The organism is Pseudoxanthomonas sp. LH2527, from assembly GCF_022539275.1.
Lineage (GTDB): Bacteria > Pseudomonadota > Gammaproteobacteria > Xanthomonadales > Xanthomonadaceae > Pseudoxanthomonas_A.
This window is the reverse complement of record NZ_JAKZBW010000035.1, coordinates 32,511-43,479: the sequence shown is the minus strand read 5'-3', so window position 1 is coordinate 43,479 and position 10,969 is coordinate 32,511. Positions and strand designations below refer to the sequence as shown.

The following is a 10,969-nucleotide window of genomic DNA, read 5'->3' as shown; positions in this document are numbered from 1 at the left end:
TGAAGCAGGCGTGCCCGCGTATCCGGCACTGCGCGACGACGGCGAGACCGTGGCGTTGCAGGTGTTCGCCGATCCGGCGGAAGCCGCTGCCGCGCACCCGGGCGGCGTCCGCCGACTGCTGGAGATCGCGCTGGCCGACAAGGTGAAGCAGGCGCGCAAGCAGCTGCCGGTGTCGCCGAAGACCGGCTTGCTGTACGCGGCCATCGAATCGCAGGAGCGGCTGCGCGGCGACATCGTCGATGCGGCGATGAACGCGGTGCTGTCGGCCGGACTGGACGCGGTGCGCGACCGTGCCGCGTTCGAGCAGCGGCGCGACGACGCGGGCAAGCGCCTGTTCGGCGAGGCGATGGAGCGCCTGAAACTGGCCGAGGCGATCCTGTCCGCGGTGGCGGAACTGAAGCCGCAACTGGAGGCGCCGCTGATGGGCTGGGCGCGCGGCAACCTCGACGATCTGAAGGCGCAGCTGGCGTCCCTGGTGCATCCCGGATTCCTGCGCGACACCCCGGCCGACGCACTGGCGCAACTGCCGCGCTACCTGAAGGCGATGACGTTGCGCGCCGAGCGCGCCAAGCGCGATCCGGCGAAGGACCAGGCGCGCATGCTGGAGCTCAAGCCGTTCGCCGATGCATTGGCGCAGGCACGCCAGGACGGCGCGTCGGACCTGCCGGCATGGCAGGTCCTGCGCTGGGAACTGGAGGAATTGCGGGTGTCGGTGTTCGCGCAGGAGCTGGGCGCGAAGAGCGGCATCTCGCCGAAGAAGCTCGCGCAGCGCCTGCAGGCCCTGCGCGGGTGAAGCCGGGTGCGCGCCTCAGTCGGCGCGCTGCACCTTCGGCCTCGGGTTGTGGCCGTCGACCTGGAGGTACCAGCCGCTGATCTTGCCCGGCGACACCACCACCTTGGCATTGCCCAGCGGCTTGGTCGCGCTGTAGTCGCCTTCGGTCACCCGCCAGCGCTGGCCATTGGCGAGGGTGAACACCGTGCCGCGCGACCAGCCGCGCAGGTTGCCGGTCAGCGTGCTGGTCACCGGCTCCAGTCCGGCGCCGCCGAACAGCGTGCCGGTGACGCGCGGGCCGTCGTCCTTGCGGACCGCCTCCACGGTTGCCCTGTTCTCTTCACTGAGAAGGGCGTTGAGTAGCCGAAGCTGTTCGGCGTTCAGCGTATCCAGGCCTGTAGCCTGCATCTGCTCGGGCGTGAGCCGCTTCTCGAGGGCGACATAGTCGCGTGCGGCCCATGCCGGGGAACACGCGCCGAACAGCAACGATAGAACCATCAGCCTTGAGGTAAGCATGGGAAGTCCTCGTAGTCACTCGACCCGGCGCACGGACGCCGCAGAATTGTAGCCATCGATCCGGAAGTACCAGTTGTTGCCGACGCGCGATGGCGTGATCTTCACGCCCGGCTTCTGCCGGACCACGCCGGACAGGGTCGCGCCGTCCACCTGTTCCCACACCTGTCCGTTCTCCAGCTTGTAGCGCCGGCCCTTGGCGAAGCCGCGGAACTCGCCCGCCAACACGTCGACGATCGGTTCGGCACTGCCGAAGTCGAAGAAGCCGCGCGTGGACTGCTGCACTTCGCGGCGCCCGGCTTCCTTCGCTTCCGCCGACACCCGCGCGGTCTGTTGTTCGATGCGACGTCCGAGCCATGCATCCAGCGCGGCGAGTTCGGCCGGGGTCAGTTTGTCCAGGCCCGCGGCCTTGAACTCGCTTTCGCTCATCGCCTCGCGCAGCGGCTCGGGCGTGCTGTCCTGGGCGACGGCGCACGTGGAGGCGACCGACAAGGCGATGGATAGAAACAAGCGGCTCATCTTCATGGTTGTTCCTGCGGTCGACTGGCCGGTAGTGTAGTCATTCCGGCGACGCTTGGTTGCCCCTCCGCACGGCCATGGTTCCCCCCGTCCACGACATCGCCACGCTGCTGCAACGGCCCGCCCTGCAGGCGCTGCCGGCGGCGCTGCGCCACGCGCTCGCCGGTGCGGCGACAGCCGCGGGCGCGCAGGACGGGATGCCTGACGCCATCGACATCCTTGCCGATACGCTGGACACGCTGGCGACGCTTGGAGCGGACGGCGAGGTCATCCTTGCCGCGGTATTGCATGGACTGCCGGCACTGCAGCCGGCGCTGGCCGCTGCCGCCGGCAAGCAGGTGCCCGGCCTGGCCGACCTGCTGGAGGGCCAGGTCGCGGCGGCCCAGGTCTGGGCGCTGCATGCGGAACAGTCGCGCGGCGTGAACACCGAGGGCCTGCGCCGGCTGTTGCTGGCGATCGTGCGCGACCTGCGCGTGGTGACCATCCTGCTGGCCCGCCAGCTCGCCCGCATGCGCGCGGCGGGCGCATTGCCGGAGGAGGCGCGCCAGGCGCTGGCCCGGCTCACGCGCGACATCCACGCGCCGCTGGCGAACCGGCTGGGCATCTGGCAGCTGAAGTGGGAACTGGAGGATCTGGCGTTCCGTTACCTGCAGCCGCAGGTCTACAAGCAGATCGCCACCCAACTGGACGAGAAGCGCGTCGGCCGTGAACGCTACATCGGCGCCGTCCTCGATGCCTTGCGCACGGCGCTGGCCGAACACGGCATCCATGCCGAGGTCAGCGGCCGGCCGAAGCATATCTACAGCATCTGGCGGAAGATGCAGCGCAAGCAGGTCGGCTTCGACGAACTCTACGACCTGCGCGCGGTCCGCATCGCGGTGGATGACGTGGCCGCCTGCTATGCCGCGCTGGGCATCGTGCACGCGCTGTGGGTGCCGATCCCGAGCGAGTTCGACGACTACATCGCGCGCCCCAAGGCCAACGATTACCGTTCCCTGCATACCGCCGTGGTCGGCCCCGAGGGCCGCACGCTGGAAGTGCAGATCCGCACGCACGAGATGCACGCGCAGGCCGAACTGGGCGTGGCGGCGCACTGGAAGTACAAGGAAGGCAAGAGCGGCGGCGACGCATTCGACCGCAAGATCGCCTGGATGCGCCGGCTGCTGGACGGCGCGGCCGACGGCGCCGGCAGCGAAGGCGCGCTGGCGGGCGAGCTGGATGCCGAGCTGGTCGAGGACCGGGTCTACGCACTGACCCCGAAGGGCGAGGTGGTCGACCTGCCGCGGGGCGGCACCGTACTCGATTTCGCCTACCACGTGCACACCATGGTGGGTCATCGCACGCGCGGCGCGAAGGTCAATGGCCGTATCGTGCCGCTGAACCATGTGCTGCGCAGCGGCGACCGTGTCGAGATCCTCACATCCAAGGAGCCGGAGCCGCGCCGCGACTGGCTGCTGCAGGCCAACGGCTTCCTCGCCAGTGGACGCTCGCGCGACAAGGTGCGCGCCTGGTTCCACAAGCTGGATCGCGCACGCAACCTGCAGGCCGGACGCGAGCTGCTGGAAAAGGAACTGAAGCGCCTCGGGCTTCACCATGCCGACCTGACCGGGGCGGCGAAGAAGTTCCATGCCGACAGCGTGGACGAGCTCTACATCCAGGTGGCGCTGGGCGACGTGGGGCCGCACCAGGTGGGGCGCGCGCTGCACGAGGAACAACGCGCGACGGTCGAGCCAGATGCGTCCGCATTGCCCGTACGGCGTCCGCCACGCAAGGTCGCCAAACCGGGCAAGTCGAAATTCACCGTGCAGGGCGTGGGCAACCTGCTGGTGCAACTCGCCCGCTGCTGCCAGCCGGTGCCCGGTGAACCGATCGCCGGCTACCTGACCCGCGTGCGCGGCGTCACCGTGCATCGCACCGACTGCGTCGCTTTCGCGCGGCTGGCCGCCACCAGTCCGCAGCGCGTGTTGCCGGTGGAGTGGGGCCAGGCCGGTGGCGGCTACGAGGTGGACGTGCAGGTCACGGCGTTCGACCGCAAATGGCTGCTCAAGGACATCACCACGCTGATCGCCCAGGAAGAAGCCAACGTGCTGGACATCAACAGCCAGAGCAACCGTGCCAGCGGTCGCGTGCATCTGCGCCTGCGGCTGAAGGTCGCCGACTTCGGCCAGCTGTCCACGCTGCTCGGCAAGCTCGACGCATTGCCCGGGGTGGAGGACGCGCGACGTTCAGGCTGAGTGGGTATGCTGCGGGCGTGACCCGCGAAGACCACCACGACGCCGGACGGGGCCGACGCATCGAGCCGCGCATCGACTGGACGCATGGCACGACGGCGGCCGACGGCCACCCCCGCGCGACGGTCCCGGCACGGCGTGATCGATCGCGTGCGCGCTGGCTCGCGGCAATGGCGGTCGCCGTTGTGCTCCTCTTGTCCGTCATCTTCCTGCGCCAGCCGCTGGCCGACCTGCTGTGGCCGCAGACCCGCGTGCAAGCGCTGCTCGACCAGGCGCACCAGGCCCTGCGTGCCGGGCGGCTGGATGCTGCCGATGGCACGGGCGCGCGCCAGCTGTATGAAGCGGCGCAGGCGCTGGATACCGACCGCACCGAGGCGAGCGAGGGCTTGCGCCGCGTGGCGCAGGCCGCCCTCGCGTCGGCGGACGACGCGCTGCGGCAGGACCGGTTCGAGGAGGCGCGTGCTCACCTGGCCCTGGCGCGTGAGCTGCAGGTGCCCCGTCCGCAGGCCGACGCGTTCGCGGCGCGGCTGCGCGCGCGCGAGGTCGAGCACGCCGGCATCGATGGACTGCTGGCAGCGGCCGCGCGTGCCCACGCGGATGAACGGCTGTGGGGCGGTGAGGACACGGCGTTGCCGCTGTACCGCCGCGTGCTGGCGCTGCAACCCACGCGCATCGAGGCGCTCGAAGGCCGGGAGGACGCCTTGTCCGACCTGCTGCACCAGGCAGCGCAGCGGCTCCAGCGCGGCGAGCTGGGCGATGCCGCGGCCCGGGTCACGGCCGCCCGCAGCTTCGATCCGGGCCATGTCGATCTGCCGCGGGTCGAGGCGGCCATGGCGACGGCCGTCGATGCGCGTCGACGCGCGGCTACCCGCGACCTGGCGCGCGGTCGACTGCCGTCCGCGCGCTCCGCGTACGAAGCGATCCTGTCCGCCATGCCGGGCGACGACGTGGCGCGGCAGGGCCTCGAGCAGGTAGGCGTCGCCTACGCCCGCCAGGCGGAACGCCACGCCGGTGATTTCGACTTCGTGCAGGCGCAACAGGCGCTCGAACGCGCCCGCCTGCTGGCGCCGCAGTCCCCGCGCGTGGCGCAGGCAGTGCAGGCCATCACCCGGGCGCGCGAGGTGCGGCAGCGGCAGGATGCGGCGCTTTCGATCCCGCCGCGCGAGCGCGAGCGACGCGTCGCCGCGCTGCTCGCGAAGATGGCGCAGGCCGAAGCGCAGGGCCACTGGCTTACGCCTCCCGGCGAAAGCGCCTACGACACGCTGCGCGCCGCACAGGCGCTGTCGCCCGACAGTGCCGACGTGAAGCAGGCTGCCACGCGCCTGTTGCCCGCCGTCCGCCGCTGTTACGAAGACGAACTGCGTGCCAATCGCATCCGCCGCGCGCAGGCCTGCCAGCAGGCGTGGCAGACCCTCCTGCCGCGCGACCCCGCCCTGCCTGATGCGCGGCGGCGGCTGGCGGAAAAATGGATCGCGGTGGGCACGGAGCGGCTGGGTGCGGGTGATGTCGCGTTTGCGGCGCAGTCGTTGCAGGAAGCGCGAGCGCTGGATGGCGCCGTGCCGGGGCTGGAAGACTTCGAGGCCCGCGTGCGCGTCGCCCAGGCGGCCACGGCGCCCTAGGGATACTCTGAACAACTCTACGTTTGCTCGTCATTCCCGCGGCTTTCAACAGGCGCATGTCTTTTGAAATCCGCGCGGACGCCGGCCGTTATTCAGGCCTTCCCTGGTGCCGGAAAACGCGTTGCACCGTGTCGCGCGCGGCCTCCATGGAGAAATGGCGCGCGATGTTCTCCCGGCCATTGCCGGAAAGCCGCTGCCACAAACCGGCATCGCCATACAGTCGCAACACGGCCTCGGCGAAGGCATCGGCCTCATCGGCGACCAGCACATCGTGTCCGTCGGTCAGATGCATGCCCTCGACCGCGCACGACGTGGCCACCACCGGCTGACCGTGCGCCATGCTCAGGTTGATCTTGCCCTTGACGCCGGCACCGAAACGCAGCGGTGCGATCGCGATGCGCGCGCCATCCATGTAGGGGCCCACGTCCGCCACGTGCCCGTGCACGACGATCCCCGGCTGCGACTGCAGCGCCAGCACGTCGGCGGGCGGGCTCATTCCGATGCAGTGGAAGCGGATGTCGGGCTGCCGCGCATGGATCAGCGGGAAGATGTGGCGGCCGAACCATTGCACGGCATCCACGTTCGGCGGATGGCGGAAACCGCCCACGAACACCAGGTCGCGCCGTTGTCCGAACGGAAGGCCGGTCGTGGCCATCTCGTGCAGGTTCGCCACCACCTCCACGCGAACCTCCGGCAGCAGCGTCGACAGCATCTCGCGCTCCACGGGACTCACCACCAACGTGGTGTCGGCCTGCCGCATCAGCGCGAACTCGCGATCGCGCGTGCGCTCGGCCGTGCGGCGCAGGCCGGCATCGTCGGCCAGTTCGGCGCCGCGCAGCTCGCGCAGGAAGTGCAGGTCGACCGTGTCGAACACCACCCGCGCCTGTGGCGCGAAGCGACGGACCAACGGCAGGAACTCCGCCGCAACATAGTGGCGGGAGAGCATCACCACGTCGAAGCGGGGGCCATGTTCGCGGAGCCAGGCGGCGGGGCGCGTCGCGAAGGGCGCATGCCACGATTCGATGCCGTGACGGCGAAGGCGGTCGGTATCGCGTTCCACGTAGTGCAGGTCCGCGGGCAGGAAGACCACATGCGCGTCGTCGGCGACCAGCAGCCGCATCAGATTGACCAGGCGCAGGGAAGCGGAATCGTGGTCCGGGCGCGGTGTTTCCGCATCGACCACCAGGATCTGGCGCCGGGGACGCACGATCGAGCCGGCCGTCGGCAGGCTGCCGGCCTGCGGTTGGCGCGCGAGCGCGTCCTTCCACTTCGCCGCGAACACGTCGCGATTGCGTACCTGATAGGCCTTGGTCCCGCTGCCGGTGTCGGTGCCGGAGGTGACGCCCTCCAGGTGCACGACGCGCGATGCAGGCTGGTACAGCACCCGAAGGCCGTGTGCGCGGAGGCTGAAGGCGAGGTCGGTATCTTCGTAGTACGCCGGCGCGTACCGCGCATCGAAGCCGCCTGTTTCCCGGAACAGCTCCGCGGGGACGGCGATCGCCGCACCGGAGCAGTAATCCGCGTCGCGCAGGCTGGCGTAGCGGGGATCGTCGGGCGAGTCGAAGCGGCCGTAGTTCCAGGCCGAGCCGTCGTCGAACACCACGCCGCCGGCTTCCTGCAGGCGGCCGTCGGGATACACCAGCTGCGCACCGACGAGGCCCACGCCCGCATGTGCGTCGAACGTCGCGAGCAGCGCATCGAGCCAGCCCGGTTGCGGCACGGTGTCGTTGTTGAGGAAGACCAGGTAGTCACCCTGGGCGAGCGCCGCGCCATCGTTGCATGCCGCGATGAAGCCGCCATTGGTGGGACGCCGGTGATAGCGCAGCCCGTCGATCTGCGGCATCCACGCGCCGGTTTCGTCGGTGGAGCCGTCATCGACCACGATGATCTCGCACGTCGCAGCCGCCGGATGCGCCGCCAGTGCGCGCAGGCAGGCGAGCGTATACGCCGCCTGGTTGTAGACCGGGATCACGATGCTGGCGCACGGCGCCTCGCTGGCGGGCACGGTGAACGGAGCGAAGGGTCCGGCGGCGGGAAACCAGAGCGGCCGGGAGATCGGCGGCGCGCGGCGCGCGAACTGCCGTCGCACCCGCGCCCAGGTGGGCCCGAGGCCGCGCGTACGCAGGCTGGCCAGGCCCCGACGGATCAGGCCGCGCGCGCGTTCCAGCATGAAGCGCGCGTCGGCCCACGACATCGACATTCCGTTGCAACTCCAGCTGAGCGAAGGGGAAACGGGCCGGGCGCACCCGTGGCGGCTGCGCTAGACTCGCCCGAATTCCCATTGTCGCATCCCCTGTGGCCCGCAACGACTACGACGACGAAGCGCTGGACGAAGACGACATCGATGACGGCGATGGGCCCGGCTGGCGGCAGCGCCTGCTGACCTGGGGCCTGGCGGCGGTGGGCTTGGGCCTGGGATTCCTGATCCCGTACACGCTGTATCTGAACCACCAGGTCACCGAGCGCTTCGGCGAACTGCGCTGGCAGATCCCCACGCGCGTGTACGCACGGCCGCTGCAGGTCGCGCCGGGGCTGGCGATGGATGCGCAGACCCTGAAGACCGAGCTGGATGCGGCGTCGTACCGCGACGACGGCGCGGGTGAGAGGCCGGGCACGTACATGCGCGACGGCGGTCGTTTCACCATATCCAGCCGTGGCTTCATCGACGTGGACGGGCGGGTGGCGCCGCGCCGGTTGCAGGTCAGCCTGTCCGGTGGCCGGATCGCCGCCGTGCGCGACGTGGCGCGCAAGCAGAACCTGAAAGTGGCGCGTCTGGATCCGGCGCGCATCGCCACGCTGTACGGGCAGAAGCAGGAAGAGCGCCGGCTGGTGCGGCTGGAGGAAGTGCCGGAACTGCTGGTGACCGGACTGCAGGCGGTCGAGGACCGCGATTTCAAGGACCACCACGGTGTCGACCTGTCGGGCATGGTCCGCGCGGCGTGGCTGCTGGTGCGTTCCGGTGGCGATACGCGCCAGGGCGCCAGCACGCTGACCCAGCAGCTCGCGCGCAGCGGCCTGCTCGGCATCGGCAAGGAACAGACGCCGACCCGCAAGTTCAACGAGATCCTCTACGCATTGATTCTCGAGGCGCGCTACGACAAGCGCACCATCCTGGAGGCGTACTTCAACCAGGTGTATTTGGGTCAGCGCGGCAGCCAGGCGATCCACGGCGTCGCCGCCGGTTCGGAGTTCTGGTTCGGTCGCGATCTCGACAGTCTCACTACCGAGCAGGTCGCGCTGCTGATCGGCATGGTGAAAGGTCCTTCGTACTACGACCCGCGGCGCAATCCGACGCGCGCGAAGGAGCGCCGCGACTACGCGCTGCTGAAACTGCACGAAACCGGCCTGATCGACGACGCCGAATACAAGCGCGCGCTCGCCGCGCCGCTGGGCGTGACCAAGACGCCTGGCATGGCCGCCGCCAACCGCTTCCCCGCCTACGTGGACCTCGTGCGCCGCCAGCTGGCGCGCGACTATCCCGAAAGCGCACTGCAGGGCGCGGGCCTGAGCGTGCTGACCGGCATGTCGCCGTCGGCGCAGGCCTATGCCGAAGCCTCGGTGACGCGCACGATCAAGGCGCTGGAGAACAAGCGCCGGCCGCCGCTGCAGGCCGGCATGGTGGTGACCGACGTGCACGACGGCGACGTGCTGGCCGTGGTCGGCAGCCGCAACGTGTCCGAAGTCGGCTTCAACCGCGCGGTGGAGGCGCAGCGGCCCGTGGGTTCGCTGCTCAAGCCGTTCGTCTACCTGCTGGCGCTGGCACAGCCGGACCAGTACTCGCTGGCGTCCTGGGTGGACGATTCGCCGGTCACCGTGCAACTCGGCAAGAACCGGCGCTGGACGCCGGCGAACTCGGACCGCCGCAGCCATGGCACCGTGCGCCTGGTCGATGCGCTGGCGCGCTCGTACAACCAGGCCACCGTGCGCGTGGGCATGAAGGTCGAACCGGACCGGCTGGCGCAGCTGATCCGCGTGCTGGCCGGGATCCAGGCCGAACCGAATCCTGCGTTGATCCTCGGGGCGACCGACCAGAGCCCGTACGCGATGGCGCAGCTGTACCAGTTCCTCGCCTCGGGCGGCGAGATCCAGCCGCTGCACGCGGTGCGTGGCGTGCTGGACCCCGATGGCAAGCTGCTCAAGCGCTACGACAAGACGCCGGCACCCGCGCAGGAAGGCGATTCCATCGCCGCCAACCTCATCACCGTGGCGTTGCAGCAGGTGGTGTCCAATGGCACCGGTCGCCAGCTGATCGGCGATGGCCTGGGCCGTTTGCAGTCGGCCGGCAAGACCGGCACCAGCAACGATGGCCGTGACAGTTGGTACGCCGGCTACACCGGTGACCACCTGGCGGTGGTGTGGATGGGCAACGACCAGAACGAACAGACCGGCCTGTACGGCGGCACCGGTGCGATGCGCGTGTGGTCGGGTCTGTTCGCCCGCCTGCCGAGCGCGCCGCTGAAGGTGTCGGGCAAGGGCCTGGACTGGCAGTGGGTGGTCGGCTCCAACACCACGGATGCCGGCTGTCCCGAAGCGCGCCAGTTGCCGTTCGTGTCCGGCTTTGCGCCTGCCTATGCCGCCTGCGTGGTCGAGCAACCGCCGGTCGAGGGCGAAGAGCAGGAAGGCGGCGGCTGGCGCAGCTGGTTCGGCCTGGACCGCAAGGAAGAACCCGCACCGCCGCCCCCGGAAACTCCCCCGCAGCAGCCGTGAAGATGAAGTCCGCCTTTCCCCTGTTCCTGTTCCTGTTCCTGTTTCTGCTGGCCGGTTGCGTCTCCGCGCCGGTGCCCGAGGTGCCGGTCGCGCGCGATCCGCTGACGCCCGAGCAGCGCGTGGCCGCCATCCACGCCGCGGCCGGCGCCGATGACCGCGAGCTTGCCGTGCAGCCGCTGCGCGATCCGCGGATCGAGGACCTGCGCGAGACGGCGCAGCAGGCCCGCGCGGTGCGCGACTTCGCCGCCGCCGCCGACGCGCTGAACCAGGCACTGCTGCTGGTGCCGGAAGATCCCGCCGTGCTGCAGGAGCGCGCCGAAGTGGCGCTGCTGCAGGGCGACTACGCCCGTGCCGACACGCTGGCGCAGCGTGCGTTCCAACTGGGCTCGCAGGTCGGCCCGTTGTGCCGCCAGCATTGGGAAACCGTGCGCCAGGTACGCCAGCACGAACTCGCCGTGCAGCCACCCTTGCCCGCACGCCACGCGCCGGAAGACGCCGCGCAGCACACCGCTCGGGCAGCGACCGCACAGGCCGCCATCGCGGAAGCGGAAAGCAGGCGCGATGCCTGCACCGTGCCGGTGATCGAGCGGATGTGAGGCGCATGCCGC

The 10,969-nt window shown here is 70.2% G+C and carries 8 protein-coding genes; 5 read left to right on the top strand and 3 right to left on the bottom strand.

Features of this window, described 5'->3' with window-relative positions; genetic code table 11:
- Window positions 1-793 (top strand): DUF3418 domain-containing protein (locus MMG85_RS16425; protein WP_241047010.1); only part of this gene is annotated, 793 nt, incomplete at its 5' end.
- A gap of 15 nt (window positions 794-808) precedes the next feature.
- Here MMG85_RS16425 and MMG85_RS16420 read toward each other — a convergent pair.
- Window positions 809-1,270, bottom strand: coding sequence for a hypothetical protein (locus MMG85_RS16420; RefSeq protein WP_241047009.1), 462 nt, complete (start codon window positions 1,268-1,270; stop codon window positions 809-811).
- A gap of 33 nt (window positions 1,271-1,303) precedes the next feature.
- Window positions 1,304-1,810: a hypothetical protein gene (locus tag MMG85_RS16415; RefSeq protein ID WP_241047008.1), complete on the bottom strand. Its 507-nt coding sequence runs from the start codon at window positions 1,808-1,810 to the stop codon at window positions 1,304-1,306.
- A gap of 71 nt (window positions 1,811-1,881) precedes the next feature.
- Between MMG85_RS16415 and MMG85_RS16410 the strand changes: the two genes are divergently transcribed.
- Entirely contained in the window at window positions 1,882-4,038 is a 2,157-nt protein-coding gene (locus tag MMG85_RS16410; RefSeq protein ID WP_241047007.1) for a bifunctional (p)ppGpp synthetase/guanosine-3',5'-bis(diphosphate) 3'-pyrophosphohydrolase, read from the top strand.
- A gap of 17 nt (window positions 4,039-4,055) precedes the next feature.
- Window positions 4,056-5,654, top strand: coding sequence for a hypothetical protein (locus MMG85_RS16405; protein WP_345778863.1), 1,599 nt, complete (start codon window positions 4,056-4,058; stop codon window positions 5,652-5,654).
- An 88-nt stretch (window positions 5,655-5,742) separates the two neighbouring features.
- Here the strand turns inward: MMG85_RS16405 and MMG85_RS16400 are convergent, their stop codons facing one another.
- Window positions 5,743-7,854, bottom strand: coding sequence for a glycosyltransferase (locus MMG85_RS16400; RefSeq protein ID WP_241047006.1), 2,112 nt, complete (start codon window positions 7,852-7,854; stop codon window positions 5,743-5,745).
- A gap of 125 nt (window positions 7,855-7,979) precedes the next feature.
- On the opposite strand from MMG85_RS16400, the gene mrcB reads away from it, so the two are divergent.
- Window positions 7,980-10,361, top strand: coding sequence for a penicillin-binding protein 1B (gene mrcB / locus MMG85_RS16395; protein WP_241047013.1), 2,382 nt, complete (start codon window positions 7,980-7,982; stop codon window positions 10,359-10,361).
- A 2-nt stretch (window positions 10,362-10,363) separates the two neighbouring features.
- The gene (locus MMG85_RS16390; RefSeq protein ID WP_241047012.1) at window positions 10,364-10,957 is read left to right on the top strand and encodes a hypothetical protein; all 594 of its coding nucleotides are present in this window, start codon (window positions 10,364-10,366) and stop codon (window positions 10,955-10,957) included.
- Window positions 10,958-10,969: the final 12 nt, after the last annotated feature.